The sequence below is a fragment of the Georgenia subflava genome, from assembly GCF_009193155.1.
GTDB lineage: Bacteria > Actinomycetota > Actinomycetes > Actinomycetales > Actinomycetaceae > Georgenia > Georgenia subflava.
The window spans coordinates 931,406-948,953 of sequence record NZ_VUKD01000001.1; the positions used below are offsets into that span (position 1 = coordinate 931,406).

The window sequence follows — 17,548 nt, forward strand, 5'->3', positions numbered from 1 at the left end:
GGGAGCGCGACCGGGAGGATCGCCGTCGGGAGGGCGAAGCGAAAGGTCACCGTCGGGAGGGCGACGGGGAGGATCACCGTCGAGGGGGCGACTCGATCCGCCTCGGTGAGAACCGTCGGGTGAGCAGATGGACGACCGCACCGGCCGCGAGGAGCAGGCCGCCGTAGACCCAGACCTGCACGGACTGCTGGCTGAGCAGCACCCCGCACGACACCAGCGCAAGCACGGGCAGGACCACGGGCGTGCGGAAGTGGTCGTGCTCGACCCGGTCGCGACGCAGGACCAGCACCGCGAGGTTGGTACTGACGAACACCACGAGCAGCAGCAGCACCACGGTCTCGGCCAGCACCGCGAGATCACCGACCAGCGTGAGGGCCACGGCCACGGCGGTCGTCACCACGATCGCCACCCACGGCGTCCGGCGGCTGGGCAGCACCCGGGCGAGCGGGGCGGGCAGAAGTCCTTCCTCGGCCATGCCGTAGGCGAGGCGGCTGGCCATGATCATGGTCAGCAGCGCACCGTTGGCGACGGCGACCAGGGCGATCGCGCTGAACGCCCACCCCGGCACGGCGACGCCGCTGGCCTCGACGACGTCCAGCAACGGGCTCGACGACCCGGCCAGGTCGGCCGGCGGCATGATCACCGCGGACGCCACACCGATGAGTGCGTACACGACGCCGGCCACCGCCAGTGCACCGAACAGGGCTCGCGGGTAGACACGGCTGACGTCCTGGACCTCCTCGGCCACGTTGGCGGACACCTCGAAGCCCACGAAGGAGTAGAACGCGATCAGCGCCCCGCCGAGGACCGCGGCCGGCACCCCGACGCCGTCCGGCACCTCGAGCACCCGGCCCGCGTCGCCGGCACCGCCACCGAAGGCTACGGCGACAACCACGATCACGAGCACGAGGCCGGACACCTCGATGACGGTCATCGCCACGTTCGAGCGCACCGACTCCTTGATGCCGCGTGCGTTGACCAGCGCGAGCAGGACCAGGAAGACCGGCGCCGCGAGCGCCGTCGGGACGTCGATGAACGTGGCCAGGTAGTCACCCGCGAAGGCGATCGACAGGCCGGCGGCGCTGGTCACGCCGGCGGCGAGCATCGAGAAGCCGACGAGGAAGGACACGACCGGGCGGCCGAACGCCCGCTGGGCGAAGACGGCCGCCCCGCCGGCCCGCGGATACTTGGTGACCAGCTCGGCGTAGCTCGAGGCGGTGAGCAGCGCCATCGCCAGCGCGAGCATGAGCGGCGCCCACATCATCCCGCCGGACTCGGCGGCGAGCTCACCCGCCAGGGCGTAGACCCCCGCACCGAGCACGTCGCCCAGGATGAACAGGAACAGCAACGGGCCGGTGATGCCCTTCTTCAGCCGTGAGGTCTGCTCGGGACGGGTGTCGGTGGTCACGGGCCAACGTTCGGGCCTGCCGTTGGGTGCGGCAACCTGAGGCACCTTGCCCGGCCTCCGCCGCCGCGATATCGGCTAGCATCGTCGTATGGCGATGACAACGACCGTGCGCGATAGCCGAGCGACGCAAGATTCGACGGACGCGCCGGAGGCGGTAGCGGGTCCGGCCTCGCTCGACCCCGCGGCGGCGTTGTTCCACAGCCTGTCGGACCCCACGCGGCTGCGGATCCTCCAGCACCTGACCGCCGGGGAGCACCGGGTCCGCGACCTCACAGAGCATCTGGGCCTGGCGCAGTCCACGGTCAGCACGCACCTGAGCTGCCTCAGGGACTGCGGCCTGGTGACCTCCCGCCCGGTAGGCCGCGCGTCGCTGTTCTCCCTGACCACCGAGCCGGAGCTGCTGGCGGTCCTCCGCGCCGCCGAGACGCTCCTGGGCGCCACCGGCTACGCCGTCACGCTGTGCTCGACCAACGGCTTGGCGCAGGCCGACGCATGACCACGACACCGACCGACGCACACACGGTCGACGACCACGACGGCGGCGGCCGGCTGTGAGCCACGACCACCATCACGCAGCGAACCGGCGACGCCTCGCGATCGCCCTGACGATCACGGCGACGATCCTGCTCGTCGAGGTCGTGGGTGCCTGGTGGACGGGGAGCCTCGCGCTGCTGGTGGACGCCGGGCACATGCTCACCGACACCGGTGGGCTCGTCATGGCCCTGACGGCGGCGACGCTCGCCCTGCGGCCGGCGACGGCGCAGCGGACCTGGGGCTACCGGCGGGCCGAGGTGCTGGCCGCCGCCGCGCAGGCCCTGGTGCTCTTCGGCGTCGGGATCTACGCCTTCGTCGAAGGTGTGCGGCGACTGGTCGCGCCACCCGAGGTGCCCGCCGACGGCCTGCTGCTCTTCGGCGTCCTCGGCCTGGCCGGCAACGTCGCCGCCATCGTGGTGCTCAGCGCCGGACGGTCGACGAACCTCAACATGCGCGCGGCCTTCCTGGAGGTCGTCAACGACGCGCTCGGCTCGGTCGCCGTCATCGTCAGCGCCGTGGTCATCGCCGCCACGGGCTATCTGCGGGCCGACGCCCTCGCCGGGATGTTCATCAGCGTCCTCATCGTCCCGCGCACGGTGATGCTGCTGCGCGAGAGCACCCACGTGCTGCTGGAGGCGACGCCGCGCGGGCTGGACCTGGACGACGTGCGCCGGCACATCCTCGGTCTGGAGCACGTGGTGGACGTGCACGACCTGCACGCCTCGCAGATCGCCACGGGGCTGCCCGTGCTCAGCGCGCACGTGGTGCTGGACGACTCCTGCTTCCACGACGGGCACGCCCCCCGGGTGCTCGACCAGCTCCAGGCGTGCGTCGCCCAGCACTTCGCCGTCAGCGTGGAGCACTCCACGTTCCAGCTCGAGCCCGCCGCACACGGCACGCACGAGCCGGGCGCGCACTGAGCCCGGACGTTCGCCGACGCCGCGCTAGCTCCGCACGGCCGCCGGAGCCGGTTCCGTTGCCGCCACCTCGGTGCCGAGCGCGGCCGCCGTACCGGCGTCGGGGCTCAGGTCCAGCCGCCGGAGCAGCTGGGCGTTCAGCGCCACCACCACGGTGGACAAGGACATCAGCAGCGCACCGACCGCCATCGGCATGACGAACCCGACGGGCGCGAGCACGCCGGCCGCCAGAGGCACCGCCGCGAGGTTGTACCCGGCGGCCCACCAGAGGTTCTGCTTCATCTTGCGGTAAGCGGCACGCGAGAGCTGGATGACCGAGAGCACCGAGCGAGGGTCGTCGGAGGCGAGCACGACACCGGCAGAGGCGATGGCCACGTCGGTGCCGGCCCCGATGGCGATCCCCACGTCCGCCTGGGCGAGCGCGGGAGCGTCGTTGACGCCGTCGCCGACCATCGCGACGGTCCGACCGTCGCGCTGGAGCTCGGCGACCTTCTCGCTCTTGTGCTCGGGACGCACCCCGGCGAAGACCTGGTCGATCCCGAGGTCGGCGGCGACGGCCCGGGCGACCGGTTCGGCGTCGCCGGTGATCATCACGACGTGGAGGCCGAGGGCGTGCAAGGCGTCCACGGCCTGCCGAGACTCGGGTCGCACGTCGTCCGCGAGCGCGAGGGCGCCGGCGACCGCGCCGTCCACCAGGACGTGGAGCACCGTCGCACCGTCCGCGGCCCACGAGTCGGTGGCCTGGAGCGCGGACCGGTCCTGCTCGTGCAGCAGCGCGGGGCCGCCGACGTGAACGGTGCGACCACCGACTGCGCCAGTGACGCCGACGCCGGTCCGGGACCTGATGTCCTCGGCGCGGGGGACGACGAGACCGCGCTGTGCCGCGGCGGCGACGATCGCCCGGGCGAGCGGGTGCTCGCTGTCTGCCTCCACCGCGGCAGCGAGCGCGACGACCTCGTCATGATCCGCGCCGTCGGCGCCGGTCACGTGGGTGACGACGGGCTCACCCCTGGTGAGGGTGCCGGTCTTGTCGAAGAGCGCCGCGTCGACCGTCCGCATGCGTTCGAGCGCCATGCGGTCCTTGACCAGCACCCCGCCGCGCGCAGCGCGCTCGGTGGCGATGGACACCACGAGCGGGATCGCCAGGCCGAGAGCGTGCGGGCACGCGATGACGAGCACCGTGATGACGCGTATCCAGGCCTGCTCCGGCGTCCCGACGAGCAACCACACGACCAGGGTGATCGCAGCCGCGCCGAGGGCGAACCAGAAGAGCCAGCCGGCGGCTCGGTCGGCGAGCCGCTGGGCCCGGCTGCCAGAGGACTGCGCCTCGGCGACGAGGCGGCCGATCCCGGCCAGAGCGGTGTCGTCACCGACAGCTGTGACACGCACCCGGAGGGCGTTGTCGGTGGCGACCGTGCCGGCGACCACCCGGTCACCGACCCCGCGACGCACGGGGGCGGACTCCCCGGTGATCATCGACTCGTCGACGTCGGCCCCGCCGTCGACCACCTCGCCGTCCGCAGGGACGCGGCCGCCGGGCCGGACGATGACGACCTCACCGAGCCGGAGGTCGGCCGGTGAGACCGTGACGACGTCGTCCCCGTCGATCTTCTCGACCTCGTCCGGGAGAAGGGCCGCCAGCGAGTCCAGCGCGGAGGACGTCTGCGCGAGCGAGCGCATCTCGATCCAGTGGCCGAGCAGCATGATCACGACCAGGAGGGCGAGCTCCCACCAGAACTCGAGCTCGTGGGAGAGCAGCCCGAGCCGCGCGCCCCAGGAGGCGACGAAGGCGACGGTGATCGCCATGCCGATCAGCAGCATCATCCCGGGCTTGCGGGCCCGCAGCTCGCTGACGGCACCGGTCAGGAAAGGCTGACCGCCCCAGACATAGATGACCGTGCCCAGGATCGGGGCGACCCAGGTGACTCCCGCGACGTCGGGGAGCTGGTAGCCCAGGATCTCGGCGAACATCGGGCTGAGCAGGACCGTCGGGACAGCGATCACGAGCATGATCCAGAACAGCCGTCGGAACTGGCCGACGTGGTCGCCGTGCCCGCCATGCCCGCCGTGACCGCCGTGCGCGTCATGGCCGGCATGCGCGTCGTGACCGGCGTGCGCATCGTGACCGCCGTGCGAGTCGTGGCCGGCGTGCGCATCGTGACCGCCGTGGCCGGCATGCGCGTCGTGACCGCCGTGCGAGTCGTGGCCGGCGTGCGCATCGTGACCGCCGTCGGCCCCGTCCGCCTCGTGCATCGCCTCGGCGTCGATGCCGCCGTGCCGGTCGTGCTCCGCGGGCGCCGAGTCGTGCTGATCATCGAGCTCGTGACGCATAAGCCCTCACCGCTTCCGTTCGCTCCAACCTCAACCATACCCCCCTGGGGTATGCAAGCAAACGCCGTCACCGAAGATGGCTATTCCCGCGACCTGCAGTCTCGCGTCAAGCCGGCATCGACGGGTCCGTCGGACGCTACGTCGACGCCGGCGGTCGGAGCAGTACCCGCGACCGCGGCGCCGAGCCGGTCACGCCATGGTGGTCAGCAGCTCCGTGCAGACCTTCTCGCACGCCCGGCACGCCTCCGCGCACACCCGGCAGTGCTCATGCATCTCGGCGTGCGACTCACACTCGTCGCCGCAGGTCCGGCACGCCACGACGCACGCCTGGAGCTGCGCCCGGACGAGGGCGTCGTCCGTTCCGGTCTGACGTGAGAGCAGCCGCAACGTGGTGGCACACACGTCCGCACAGTCCAGGTCGGTACGGATACATCGGCGCAGCTCGGCGACCATCTCCTCGGCGAGACAGGCGTCAGCGCAGGTGGTGCAGGCCTGTGCGCACTCGGCCAGCGCGTCGATCGCCCGGGCGAGGAGTGCGGTGTCCCCGGCTGCGCCGGGGTGGCTGGCAAGCATGTCGTCGGTTCGCACGAGGTCCTCCGTCGGTTCCAGGACGCACCGAACGGTGCGCGCTCTCGACGGTAGGCAGCGCAGTGCGACGGCGCATCCGGGTGGCGGGGCACACCTGCCGGTGCGGAGCACGCCCGGACGGGCGCACGCTCCAGAACGGCGGCCTCAGCCGCCACCGCAGCGGTGTCACAATCCCACGGTGAGCACAGACCGGACACCGCCCGCCGCCCTGGACACCGCGGCCGCGACGGCGATGTGGGCGCAGTACTCGGCCGCCCGACCCGACGTCGTGCGGTCGTCGCCCGAGTACACGATCGACCGGTTCGGCGACTCCGTGGAGCTCTCCGACGCGCTCCTCGGTCTGGTCGTGCACGGGTCGAAGCGGGCCACCGCGGACCTGGTCGACGAGTTCGCGGCGCGCGGCGAGGAGCTCCCCCGCCTCGGCTCGCACTGGATCGCGTGCGACGGCTCCGGCGTCCCGCGCGTGGTGCTCCGCAGCGTGGAGCTGCGGGTCGGGACGATCTCGAGCGCCGACGAGGCCTTCGCGCGGGACGAGGGCGAGGACGACCGCACGCTCGCGTCCTGGCTCACCGAGCACCGCCGGTACTGGACGCGCACCTGCGCGGCCCGCGGGGCGACCTTCACCGACACAGACGAGATCGTCTTCGAACGCTTCCGGGTGGTGTGGCCGCCCGAGCTCGCCGACTGACCGCACCGGGACGAGTCCCATCGCTCCCGGGTCCCCGCCCGGGCCGGTTCACCACTCAGGCCCGGTCCTCGCCCGGGCCCGGTCCCCACACGGGCCGAGCACGTGCGTCGTGGCCGAGGCAGTGATCTGCAGCCGACGTTCTCGGCGCACGGGCTGGCGGGCAGGCGGCCTGGCGGGCTGGCGGGCTGGCGTGCGGGTCAGAGGTTCGCGCGCACCGTCCGGGTGGCGGCGACCAGGTTCTCCAGGGCCGCCGTCGTCTCCTCGTAGCGCCGGGTCTTCAGCCCGCAGTCAGGGTTGACCCACAGCTGCCGCGCCGGGACGGCGTCCACCGCGGCGGTGAGCAGCTCGGTGATCTCCTCGACCGAGGGCACACGCGGGGAGTGGATGTCGTACACCCCCGGTCCGATGCCCCGCTCGAACCCCGAGGAGTGGATCGCCGGCAGGATCTCCATCTTCGAGCGGGCGGCCTCGATGCTGGTCACGTCCGCGTCCAGGCCGTCGATGGCGCCGATCACCTCACCGAACTCGGAGTAGCACAGGTGCGTGTGCACCTGGGTCGTCGGCGCCACGCCTGAGGTGGCCAGCCGGAAGGCCCGCACGGACCAGTCCAGGTAGGCGGCGTGGTCCGTGCGGCGCAGCGGCAGCAGCTCACGCAGGGCCGGCTCGTCCACCTGGACGATGCCGATCCCCGCCGCCTCGAGGTCGGCGAGCTCGTCGCGCAGGGCGAGCGCCACCTGGTTCGCGGTCTCGGCCAGCGGCTGGTCGTCGCGCACGAAGGACCACGCCAGGATCGTCACCGGCCCGGTGAGCATCCCCTTGACCGGCCGGTCCGTCAGCGACGCGGCATAGCTCGCCCACGCCACAGTCATCGGCGCCGGCCGGGAGACATCGCCCCACAGGATCGACGGACGCGTGCACCGCGAACCGTAGGACTGCACCCACCCGTGCTGCGTCACCGCGAACCCGTCGAGCAGCTCCGCGAAGTACTGCACCATGTCGTTGCGCTCGGGCTCACCGTGCACGAGCACGTCCAGCCCCAGCTCCTCCTGCAGCCGCACCACCTTCTCGATCTCGGCGCGCATGGCGGCCTCGTAGGTGTCCCGGTCGATCTCGTGCTTCCGCAGCGCCGCCCGGGCCCGGCGCAGCTCGGTGGTCTGCGGGAACGACCCGATCGTCGTCGTCGGGAGGACCGGCAGGTCCAGCACCTCGGCCTGCGCCCCGGCCCGCTCGCCGTACGCCACCCGGTGGAAGTCGGCGTCCTTCAGGCCGGCCACCCGCGAGCGCACCTCTTCCCGCTCGACGCCCGCATGGGCGGCGCGGGACGCCCGTGCCTCGGCCGCCTCGCCCAGCTCGCCGGCGACGGGGTCGCGGCCCTCTAGCAGCGCCTGCGCCAGCACCTGCACCTCACCGACCTTCTGGTCGGCGAACGCCAGCCAGGTGCTCAGCTCGCGTCCGAGGTGCTTCTCCCGCTCGACGTCGTGCGGGACGTGCAGGAGCGAGCACGACGTCGCGACGGCGATCCGCGCGCCCTCGCCGAGGCCGTCGCGCACCTGCTCGAGCACGCCGAGCGCGCGGTCGAGATCGGTGCGCCACACGTTGTGCCCGTCGACCACGCCCGCGACGACGACCTTCTCCCGCAGTGCCGCCAGCGCATCGCGGCCGGGGACGGCTCCGCGGACAAGGTCCAGGCCGACGGCCTCGACGTGGCTGCCGGCGAGCACCGGGAGCGCGTCGCCGAGCGAGCCGTACGGCGCGGCGAGGAAGATCGCCGGCCGGGCCGGGCGGGCGACCGCGCCGGCTAGTGCCTCGAGGCTGCGGGTCAGTGCCGCCAGCACCCGCTCCCGCGGCACCTCCCACGTGTCCGACACCAGGGCCGGCTCGTCGATCTGCACCCAGGGGGCGCCGGCCTCGCCGAGCCCGTGGAGCAGCTCGGTGTAGGCCGCCAGGACGTCGTCGAGACGGTCGAGGGGGTGGAAGCCCTCGGGGGCGCCGTCGGCCGGCTTGCTCAGCAGCAGGAAGGTGACGGGCCCGACGACGACGGGCCGGGTGGTCGCGCCGTCGCCGGCCGCCTCGAGGAACTGGTGCACCACCCGGTCGTCGGCGTAGCGGATCGGGGTGTCCGGGCCGATCTCGGGGACGAGGTAGTGGTAGTTCGAGTCGAACCACTTGGTCATCTCGAGCGGGGCCAGGTCACCCTCGCCGCGTGCGAGGGTGAAGTAGCCGGGCAGGTCGAGCACGCCCCCCTCGGGCACCCGGGAGGCGAACCGCTCGGGGATCGCACCGAGGGTGGTGGCGACGTCGAGCACGTGGTCGTACGCGGAGAAGTCAGACGGGATGGCGGCGTCGTCGACGTTGAGGCCGAGCCGGCCGAGGCGCCTGCGGGTGTCGGCGCGCAGGCCGGCGAGGCTGGCCTGCAGGTCGTCCAGCTCGCTGTGCCCGCCCCAGTACGCCTCGAGGGCGCGCTTGAGCTCGCGGGCGGGCCCGATGCGGGGGTAGCCGAGCACCGTCGCGCCGGGGAAGTACGGAACCGTGCGGTCGACGGCGGGCGGCTGGGTCATGGTGGGCTCCTCAGTGGGTGCGCGCGTCGGAGGCGGCGCGGGCGGCGTCGTAGCGGGCGGCGTGGGTGACCGGCCGGGTGGCGGCACCGTCGACGATGGCGGGGTTGCGGATCCCGCGGGCGCGCAGGTGGTCGAGCACGTCCAGCGCCGGGCGGTCGTGGTTGAACGTGTACAGGTGCAGGCCGGGGGCGCCGACGGCGAGCACCCGGTCGATCAGCGCCAGGGTCGCGTCGATGCCACGCCGCAGCCGCTCGGCCTCGTCGTCGACGGCGAGCAGCGCGTCGATGGTGGTGGGCACCGGCACCCCGGTCAGGTCCGACAGCCTGTGCAGCCGGCCCCGGTCGGTCAGCGGGATGATGCCCGGCAGGATCGGGATGTGGACCCCGACGGCGCGGGCGTCGGTGACGAGCGAGGCGTAGGCCTCGGCGTCGAAGAAGACCTGGGTGATGGCGAAGTCGGCGCCGGCGTCCTGCTTCTCCCGCAGTGCCGCGAGCTCGGCCTCGCGCGTGTGGCTGCGGCCGGCGGGGTAGGCGGCGACGGCGACCGACACGACGTCGGCGGGCGAGACGCCCAGCTCCTGGGCGACGACGGACGGCGGCTCCGACGTCGCCTCCCGTCCGCCGTCGGGGCTCGCCGCGCCGAGGCGCTCGGTCTCGACGTCGCGGATCAGGGCGACGAGCTCGCTGGAGCGGGACAGGCCACCCTCGGGCGGCGCCCAGTCGCGTTGCCCGGCCGGCGGGTCGCCGCGCAGGGCGAGGAAGTCGCGCACGCCGTGGTCCAGCAGGGTGCGGACGTGGTCGGCGAGCTCCTCGCGGGTGGCGCCGACGCACGTCAGGTGGGCGATGGGCGGCACGGCGGTCTCGGCGAGCACGCGACGCACCAGCTCGGCCGAGGCGCTCCGGGAGGACCCGGAGGCGCCGTAGGTGACCGAGAAGAAGTCGGGCCCGGCCTCGGCCATGCGCAGCACCCGCTGCCAGATCGTCTCGTCGAGCTCGGGCCGCCGCGGCGGGAAGAGCTCGAAGGAGACGGTCGGGTGTGTGGTGGGCACACTCAAGAGGCTAGACGTGGACATGGTGCAGATCACACTCCACCTGGCGTGAGCACCGCACACCGGATGTCGGCGGCGGCTGCGGCGTCGTGGAGCCAGGACTCTCGGCCGCTCGAGGATGGACGGCTCGATCCTGGCGGGAGAGCGGCCGGCCCGTCGGGCGGAGCGGGGCGTTCCCAGCGCGTGAGACGCAGCGGTGCCGTCGTCTCAGAGCGGCGCCGTCGTCGGACGGTCGCGAGCGACGAAGCGTCGACTACGACCGGGCCGTCAGGACCACCGGGCCGTCCTCGGTGATCGCGACGGTGTGCTCGCTGTGCGCGCCGCGCGAGCCGTCCGAGCTGCGCAGGGTCCACCCGTCGTCGTCGGTGTAGATCTCGTCGGTGCCGATGAGGAACCACGGCTCGATGGCGATGACGAGGCCGGGGCGCAGCGGCCAGCCGCGGCCGGCGCGCCCGTCGTTGGGCACGTGCGGCTCGCCGTGCATCGTCCGGCCGACCCCGTGGCCACCGAAGTCGGTGTTGACCCGGTACCCGTAGGAGGCGGCGACCTCGCCGACGGCGGCGGAGATGTCGCCGATCTTCTTGCCGACGACAGCGGTATCGACCGCGGCGGCGAGGGCCGTCTCGGTCGCCTCGATGACCCGCAGGTCCTCCTCGCGCGGTGTGCCGACGACGACGCTCAGGGCGGAGTCGGAGACCCAGCCGTCGACGCTGGCGGCGAAGTCGACGGACAGCAGGTCACCGTCGCGGAGCGAGTAGTCGTGGGGCAGGCCGTGGAGGACCGCGTCGTTGACCGACGTGCACAGCGTGTGCCCGAACGGGCTCGCCCCGAAGGAGGGGTGGTAGTCGATGTAGCAAGACTCCGCCCCGGCCTCGCGGATCATCCGGTGCGCGAGGGCGTCGAGGTCGAGGAGGTTGACCCCGACGTCGGCCGCCGCGCGGAGCGCCTGGAGCACCTCGGCGACGAACTGTCCGGCGGGCCGCATGGCCTCGATCTCGGCGGGGGTCTTGAGTTCGATCACGCCTCCAGGGTATGACGACGCGCGCGCACCGCCCGCCCGGCTGGGGCGAAGGACCCTGGCGGTCGAGCGGCCGGGGGGTGATGCTGTACCCACGAGCGAGGGAGGTCATGTGGCCGCGAAGAAGAGGTCCTGGAGCGACCTGAGCACGGGGCAGAAGGCGGTCGTGGTGGTGATCGGGTCGGCGCAGCTGGGGTTCGCTGTGTCCGCGTGGGCGGACCTCGCGACCCGGCCCGCCGAGCAGGTCGAGGGGTCGAAGCTGAAGTGGGCGGCCGTGATCGCCATCGACTTCGTCGGTCCCGTCCTGTACTTCACGAGGGGACGGCGGCACCTCCCGGGGCGCCGACGGCGGTAGCCCCCGCGCGCGCTCGGCCCGGTCACCGACCAGCCCCCTGCTCGCGGGGCGCCGACGGCGGTAGCCTTCGCGCGCTCGGGCAGGCTGCGGACCGACCGCCGCCCGTGCGCGGCCGACGCCCGGACCGTCCCGGCGTGCGGCCCTACAGTGACGCCATGCCCACCGCGCCGCGCGGCCGGGGCCGCCGGCCGGGCGGGCCCGACACCCGCACCGAGATCCTCGACGCCGCGCGCACCGAGTTCGCCGAGCGCTCCTACGCCGGCACCACCGTGCGTGCGGTTGCCGCACGCGCCGGGGTCGACCCCGCGCTCGTCCACCACTACTTCGGCACCAAGCGCGACCTCTTCGTGGCGTCGCTGGAGCTCCGGCTCGACCCGGCCGAGGTGGTCGAGAACCTCGAAGCCGTACCGGTGGAGCAGCGTGGCACCGTGCTCGTGCGGACGTTCTTCTCCGTCTGGGACGACGCCGCACGACGGGCGCCGTTCGTCGCGCTCATCCGTTCCGCCACCTCCGACCCGCAGGCCGCGCGGATGCTGCGCCAGTTCATCGAGCAGGTCATGCTGCCCGCCGTCCGGCCGCTCGTCCCGCCCGGACCGGACGTCGACCTGCGCCTGCAGCTCGCCGTCTCCCACCTCATCGGCGCCGCGCTGCTGCGCAACGTCGTCGGTGCGCAGCCGCTCGCCTCGGCCGGCGTCGACGAGGTGACCGCATATCTCTCGCCCACCGTCCAGGGCTACCTCACCCCCCGATGACGCGTACCCGACGCCTCAGGCTCCTGCCGCCAGCCTGCTGAGAGCGGCCGGTGTGCTTGCGTGGCGCCGAGCTGTCGCGCACGGCTTGTCCCCGGCCCCCCCGACTCCGAGAGTGAATCGCAGTGAAGGGCGCACCCGCCAGGGGCAGGACGACTGATTCGTTGACGCGGTGCACCTTCCGCGCGCATAATTCACGACATGATGAATTCGGCGGTCGTGGTGCGGGACCTGCGGGTCGTCCGTGGGTCCACGACGGCGCTGGACGACGTCACACTCACCGTCCCGGCCGGCCGGGTCACCGGGCTGCTGGGACCGTCCGGCTCCGGCAAGACCACGCTGATGCGCGCGATCCTCGGCGTGCAGGTGGTGACCGGTGGGTCCGTCACGGTGCTCGGCGAGGACGCCGGAAGCCGCGGCCTGCGCCGTCGCATCGGGTACGTCACCCAGGCGCCCAGCGTCTACGAGGACCTGACGGTGGCGGAGAACCTGCGCTACTTCGCCCGCGTGCTCGGCGTGAACGGGCGCGGCGGCCGGCACGGCGGCGGTCGCGGTGTCGACGAGGTGGTCACGACGGTCGGGCTCCGCGGACAGCGTGACCAGCTCGTCGGGTCCCTCTCCGGCGGTCAGCTCTCCCGGGTGTCCCTCGCCGCGGCCCTGCTCGGCAGCCCCGAGCTGCTCGTCCTCGACGAGCCGACCGTGGGGCTCGACCCGGTGCTGCGGGAGGCGCTGTGGTCGACCTTCCGCGAGCTGGCGGCCGCTGGCACCACCCTGCTCGTCTCCTCGCACGTGATGGACGAGGCCAACCGCTGCGACGGCCTCGTCCTGCTGCGCGACGGCCGGGTGCTCACGCAGACCACCCCGGACGAGCTGCTCGGGCGGACCGGCGCCCCCACCGCGGAGGCGGCGTTCCTCGCCCTGGTCGCCGACGCCGGGACCGAGGACGACCGATGATCGCCACCGCCCTGCGCGTCCTGGCCCAGCTGCGGCACGACCCCCGGACCATCGCGATGATCGTCGTGGTCCCCGGCGTGCTGCTGACCCTGCTGTGGTGGATCTACGACGGCGGCCCGATCTTCCAGCGGATCGGCCCGGCGCTGCTGGCGCTCTTCCCGGTCATCATCATGTTCCTGATCACCTCGATCACCACGCTGCGCGAGCGCCGCTCGGGAACGCTCGAGCGGCTGCTCACCCTGCCGCTGGGCAAGGTCTCGTTCATCCTCGGCTACGCGCTCGCGTTCGGTGCGGTGGCGGTCGTGCAGGCGCTGGTCACCTCCGCGCTCATGCTCGGACCGCTCGGGCTGGAGCCGGCCGGGCCGTGGCAGCTGCTCATCCTGGTGGCGCTGCTGGACTCGCTCCTCGGCGTCGCGCTCGGGCTGTTCGTCTCGGCCTTCGCGCACACCGAGTTCCAGGCGGTGCAGTTCATGCCGGCGGTCGTGCTGCCGCAGTTCCTGCTGTGCGGGCTGCTGGTGCCGCGCGACGAGATGCCCCGCGCCCTGGAGTACGTCTCGAACGTCCTGCCGCTGTCCTACGCGGTCGACGCGATGACCGCAGTGTCCACCGAGTCCTCGCCGGACCTCACGCTCGAGCTCACCGTGCTCGTCGCCTTCATCGTGGGGGTACTGCTGCTCGGCGCCGCGACGCTTCGCCGCCGCACGCCGTAACCGCCGCGCCGCGCCGCTCACGGTCTCGGCAGTCGTGCCGTGTCGTGTAAGGGCTGCCGGCGAGCCCGCCCGCCGTCCTGCACGGGGCGCGTGTCGCGACACCGCGGGACCTGGCCGATACTGAGGACCTGTCCAGCAGTGGAGAGGGGCGTCGTGATGCTCACCCAGACCGTGACCCGCAGGATCGCGACCTGGAGCGGCGTCGCCGCCCTGTCGCTGACGCTGGCCGCGTGCGGCGGGACGGACGAGGACGACCCGTCTGTCCCCGGTGCGAACGCGCCCGGCGGGACGACGGAGACACCCACCGGGGCCGAGAGCCCGACGGCAGGGTCGGACGCCGCGCCCGGCGGCGAGCTCACCGCGGAGAACGCCGTCGCGGCGATCGCGACCGTCGAGTCCGACGGCGGCGTCGTCCACGACCTCGACCGCTCGGACGACGAGAGCGCCTGGGAGCTGGAGGTGGTGCGCGACGGCGTCGAGCACGACGTCACGGTCTCGCCCGACGGTGCGAGCGTGCTGGACGAGATCGACACCGGCGAGGTGGATGCAGACGACCTCGCCGAGCACGACGCCGCCGGCATCACGATCACCGAGGCCATCGAGGCGGCCGCGGCCGAGCGCACCGAGCCGCTCGAGGGCGCCTCCTTGGACGAGGACGACGGCACGCTGGTGTGGACCGTGGAGTTCGACGGCGGCGACGACGACGTCGAGGTCCACGTCGACGCCGCCGACGGAACGGTCCTCGGCACGGAGACCTGAGCGGAGCACGGGTGACCGGTCACCGGGGCCGAGACCGGGCGCCGGCGCGACTGCGCGCGGGCCTGACTCCACCGCCTGCGTCAGCGACCGCGAACCGGGCTTGGCACCGCGCGTAGGCTGTGCGCCATGTCGACCCGAAGCCATGAGCAGCAGATCGGCGACGAGCGGCTCCGCGAGGCCACCGGCCGGTCCCGCGTCGAGTGGTACGCGCTGCTGGACGAGGCCGGCGCGCGCGAGTGGGACCACACCCGGATCGCGCGCTGGCTCGGCGGCGAGCACGACGTCGACGGCTGGTGGGCGCAGGGCGTCACGGTCGGCTACGAGCAGTCCCGCGGGCTGCGCGAGCCCGGCCAGCGCCCGGACGGCACCTTCGAGGTGAGCGCCACCAAGACGATCTACGGCGCGGTCGCCGACATCTGGCCCTACCTGGCCGACGACGAGCTGCGCCGGGACTGGCTGGACGTCGACTGGAAGCTGGTGGGCACCACCGAGCCCAAGACCGTGCGTCTGGTCGCCGACGACGACTCCCGGGTGCTGCTCTCGCTCGACCCTCTCGCCCCCGGCAAGGACGGACGCACCAAGGCCCGTGTGGGGGCGGCCCACTCCCGGCTGCCCGGCGCCGACGCCGTCGGGGAGACCAAGAAGTTCTGGCGCGACGCCCTCGCGAAGCTCGCCGCGCTCCTCAACCCCTGACCGCCGTTCCGCCCGCCCCCGACGCCGAGTGACACAAAGCGCGCCACGCCGCGCGCCGGGCGGCGGGTCCACCGGAAGCCCGACCGGATCACGAGACGCACCGGCCGTCCCTGACGGTTCTTGTACGAAACCTTTACCGTGGAGGCATGGCAGAGGTCGCGATCACCACCCCGCGCGGGGTGACGTTGGCCGGCACCTTCGAACCGGGCACCGGCTCGACGGCGGTCCTCTTCGCGCACGGCTTCCTCTCGGACCGGCACTCCTCGCTCCGCTTCGACATCCTCGCCTCGGCGTACCGCACTGCGGGGCACGCCACCCTGCAGATCGACTTCTCCGGCTGCGGGGCGAGCGACGACGATGTTGTCACCGTCGCCGGCGAGGTGGAGGATCTCCGCTCGGCCTCGGCGTGGCTCACCGAGCAGGGGTTCGGGGTCCAGGCGATCCACGCGCACTCGTTCGGCACCCTCGCGGCACTGCGGGCGCAGCCGACGGACGTGGTGACGATGGTGCTCACCGGCCCGCTGACCGGTCCGATGTCCTACCCGTGGGAGGAGATCTTCTCCCCCGCCCAGCTCGACGACCTCGAGGCCGTCGGGCACGCCCGCATCCCGGACGACAACGAGGCGGCGGCCCGCGAGTACTCGGTGATCTCCCGGCAGACGCTCGCCGACTACTCCCTCATCGACCAGGCCGAGCTGCTCGGTGCGGCCCGCGTGCCGGTCCTGCTCGTGCACGGCGAGTCCGACGCGAACGAGACCGAGCTGGTCACGCTGAGCCGCGAGGGTCTGCCGCTGCTGCCCGACGGGTCGCGCCTGGAGATCATCGACGGCGCAGCGCACGGCATGCGGGACCGGATCGACGTCGTCGCCGAGCTCGCGCTCGCCTGGCTGGCCGAGCACCTGCCCGCACCGGCGTAGCGGGCTCAGGCCGCGGTGCCGGTGGGTGCTGCGGCCAGCGGGCCGTCCGCCGTCGCGCCGTCGGTGCCGACGTGCGACGTGATCTCGGCCGGGGCCGACGTCGCCCCGGCCACGTCGAGGCGGCGCTGCCACGCCCCCTCGATGCTCGCGAGCACGAAGCCCATCCGGACGTTGATGGCGAGCATGTGCGCGTTCTCGCCCGCGTTCCAGGTGTGCACGCGCCGTGCGGCGGGCTGGGCCGCCGCCAGCAGCTGGAGGTTGGCAGCCTTGACGAGCAGCCCGAGGCGCCGGCCCCGGTGGTCGCCGTGGACGAGGGTGTTGTACTGGAACACCACCTCGGGCTGGGCCTGCGGCATTACCAGGTGGGTGAAGGCCACCAGCGACCCGGTCGGGACGTGCTCGACGGCGGTGAGGACGTAACGCTGCCCGGCACGGGCGATGTCCTCGTCCATGTCCCGCACGCGCGCGGCGTCCCACACCTCCTCCTGGAAGTCCAGGCCGGCCACGGGGACGTCGACGCTCATCCGACGCTGGAGCTCGGCGAGGGCGTCGAGCCACCGCTCCGGCGTCCGGTCCTGCCATTGCACCACGCGGTAGTCCCCTCCGGCGGCCGCCTCCGCCTCCGCCCGCCAGCCGGCGAGCAGGCTGGGGTCGACGGGCAGCCGGAGGGTGGACTGCCGCTCGCCCTGCTCGAGCGAGAAGCCGTGCGCGAGGGCGAAGCGGGTCGCGGGGTCGTCGGTCGCGATGCGTCCCGCACCGGTCGGCGGGACGAGTGCGCCGGCTCCCTCGGGCGCCTCGGAGGCGTGGGAGCTCCAGGTCGTCACCGCGCTCCGGCCGGCGGCGCGCGCACGCCGCTCGACCTCGCGCCACAGCGCGCCGCCGATGCCGCGACGCCGGGCGGCCGGCCGGACCGCGAGGTCGACGTGGGCGAGGTGGGTGTTGTCGGTGAGGGGCATCGACACCGCGGCGTACCCGAGGACGGTCGCCGGGTCGGTGATCGCGTCCGCCGGGTCCGTGATCGCGTCCGCCGGGTCGGTGACCGCGGCGGCGGCCTCGACGCCCGCGGCCACCGCACGGTCTCGTGCCGTGGTGGTCACGGCCAGGAGCAGGGTCTTGCGGGTGTGCTTCTGGTCGGCGTAGCCCGCGGCGAGTGCCGCCGGCGGGTCGGCGAAGTCGTCGTGCCCGAGGATCTCCACCATCGACTCGGCGAAGATGTCGTGCCACGCCTGGTAGACCGCCGGGGGCCGGGTGCCCGCCGGGATCGACGTGCCCGGCGCCGGCACCGGGAGCTCGACGATGCGGATGGTGTCCATGGCGCGAG

At 73.3% G+C, this 17,548-nt stretch carries 17 protein-coding genes; 10 read left to right on the top strand and 7 right to left on the bottom strand.

Features of this window, described 5'->3' with window-relative positions; translation table 11 throughout:
• Window positions 1–73 precede the first annotated feature (73 nt).
• The gene (locus GD748_RS04225; protein WP_152193904.1) at window positions 74–1,408 is read right to left on the bottom strand and encodes an APC family permease; all 1,335 of its coding nucleotides are present in this window, start codon (window positions 1,406–1,408) and stop codon (window positions 74–76) included.
• Window positions 1,409–1,496: 88 nt separating this feature from the next.
• Here GD748_RS04225 and GD748_RS04230 point away from each other — a divergent pair, with 88 nt between their 5' ends.
• Both GD748_RS04230 and GD748_RS04235 read left to right on the top strand, forming a co-directional pair.
• Complete coding sequence (locus tag GD748_RS04230; RefSeq protein ID WP_152193905.1) at window positions 1,497–1,904, top strand: ArsR/SmtB family transcription factor; 408 nt, start codon at window positions 1,497–1,499, stop codon at window positions 1,902–1,904.
• 55 nt (window positions 1,905–1,959) lie between these two features.
• Window positions 1,960–2,862, top strand: a complete 903-nt coding sequence (locus GD748_RS04235; RefSeq protein WP_152193906.1) for a cation diffusion facilitator family transporter — start codon at window positions 1,960–1,962, stop codon at window positions 2,860–2,862.
• Between the two features lie 24 nt (window positions 2,863–2,886).
• Here the strand turns inward: GD748_RS04235 and GD748_RS04240 are convergent, their stop codons facing one another.
• On the bottom strand, window positions 2,887–5,190 hold the full coding sequence (locus GD748_RS04240) for a heavy metal translocating P-type ATPase (RefSeq protein WP_226920743.1): 2,304 nt from the start codon (window positions 5,188–5,190) through the stop codon (window positions 2,887–2,889).
• Between the two features lie 189 nt (window positions 5,191–5,379).
• Complete coding sequence (locus tag GD748_RS04245) at window positions 5,380–5,763, bottom strand: four-helix bundle copper-binding protein (RefSeq protein WP_152194376.1); 384 nt, start codon at window positions 5,761–5,763, stop codon at window positions 5,380–5,382.
• A gap of 247 nt (window positions 5,764–6,010) precedes the next feature.
• Here GD748_RS04245 and GD748_RS04250 point away from each other — a divergent pair, with 247 nt between their 5' ends.
• On the top strand, window positions 6,011–6,466 hold the full coding sequence (locus tag GD748_RS04250; protein WP_152194377.1) for an ASCH domain-containing protein: 456 nt from the start codon (window positions 6,011–6,013) through the stop codon (window positions 6,464–6,466).
• A gap of 197 nt (window positions 6,467–6,663) precedes the next feature.
• Here GD748_RS04250 and metE read toward each other — a convergent pair whose 3' ends face one another.
• The 3 genes from metE to map all read right to left on the bottom strand — a co-directional run bounded on the left by metE (window position 6,664) and on the right by map (window position 11,093).
• Window positions 6,664–9,024: a 5-methyltetrahydropteroyltriglutamate--homocysteine S-methyltransferase gene (metE, locus tag GD748_RS04255; protein ID WP_152193907.1), complete on the bottom strand. Its 2,361-nt coding sequence runs from the start codon at window positions 9,022–9,024 to the stop codon at window positions 6,664–6,666.
• A 10-nt stretch (window positions 9,025–9,034) separates the two neighbouring features.
• A complete protein-coding gene (locus tag GD748_RS04260; protein ID WP_193312804.1) occupies window positions 9,035–10,072 on the bottom strand; it encodes a methylenetetrahydrofolate reductase in 1,038 nt (345 codons plus the stop codon).
• 253 nt (window positions 10,073–10,325) lie between these two features.
• Complete coding sequence (gene map / locus GD748_RS04265; protein WP_152193909.1) at window positions 10,326–11,093, bottom strand: type I methionyl aminopeptidase; 768 nt, start codon at window positions 11,091–11,093, stop codon at window positions 10,326–10,328.
• Window positions 11,094–11,202: 109 nt separating this feature from the next.
• Between map and GD748_RS04270 the strand changes: the two genes are divergently transcribed.
• The 7 genes from GD748_RS04270 to GD748_RS04300 all read left to right on the top strand — a co-directional run bounded on the left by GD748_RS04270 (window position 11,203) and on the right by GD748_RS04300 (window position 16,227).
• Window positions 11,203–11,445 carry a hypothetical protein gene (locus tag GD748_RS04270; protein ID WP_152193910.1) on the top strand — a complete coding sequence of 81 codons (243 nt, stop codon included), beginning with the start codon at window positions 11,203–11,205 and terminating at the stop codon, window positions 11,443–11,445.
• Between the two features lie 155 nt (window positions 11,446–11,600).
• Complete coding sequence (locus GD748_RS04275) at window positions 11,601–12,197, top strand: TetR/AcrR family transcriptional regulator (protein WP_152193911.1); 597 nt, start codon at window positions 11,601–11,603, stop codon at window positions 12,195–12,197.
• A gap of 198 nt (window positions 12,198–12,395) precedes the next feature.
• Window positions 12,396–13,148: an ABC transporter ATP-binding protein gene (locus GD748_RS04280; RefSeq protein ID WP_152193912.1), complete on the top strand. Its 753-nt coding sequence runs from the start codon at window positions 12,396–12,398 to the stop codon at window positions 13,146–13,148.
• Window positions 13,145–13,858 (top strand): ABC transporter permease, encoded by a 714-nt coding sequence (locus GD748_RS04285; RefSeq protein ID WP_152193913.1) that lies wholly within the window; start codon window positions 13,145–13,147, stop codon window positions 13,856–13,858. Before GD748_RS04280 ends, GD748_RS04285 begins: the two co-directional genes overlap by 4 nt.
• Window positions 13,859–14,014: 156 nt before the next feature.
• Window positions 14,015–14,617 (top strand): PepSY domain-containing protein, encoded by a 603-nt coding sequence (locus tag GD748_RS04290; protein ID WP_152193914.1) that lies wholly within the window; start codon window positions 14,015–14,017, stop codon window positions 14,615–14,617.
• 126 nt (window positions 14,618–14,743) lie between these two features.
• The gene (locus tag GD748_RS04295) at window positions 14,744–15,310 is read left to right on the top strand and encodes a hypothetical protein (RefSeq protein WP_152193915.1); all 567 of its coding nucleotides are present in this window, start codon (window positions 14,744–14,746) and stop codon (window positions 15,308–15,310) included.
• Between the two features lie 146 nt (window positions 15,311–15,456).
• Window positions 15,457–16,227 (top strand): alpha/beta hydrolase family protein, encoded by a 771-nt coding sequence (locus GD748_RS04300; protein WP_152193916.1) that lies wholly within the window; start codon window positions 15,457–15,459, stop codon window positions 16,225–16,227.
• Window positions 16,228–16,232: 5 nt separating this feature from the next.
• Here GD748_RS04300 and GD748_RS04305 read toward each other — a convergent pair whose 3' ends face one another.
• Window positions 16,233–17,540 carry a GNAT family N-acetyltransferase gene (locus tag GD748_RS04305; RefSeq protein ID WP_152193917.1) on the bottom strand — a complete coding sequence of 436 codons (1,308 nt, stop codon included), beginning with the start codon at window positions 17,538–17,540 and terminating at the stop codon, window positions 16,233–16,235.
• Between the last annotated feature and the right edge of the window lie 8 nt (window positions 17,541–17,548).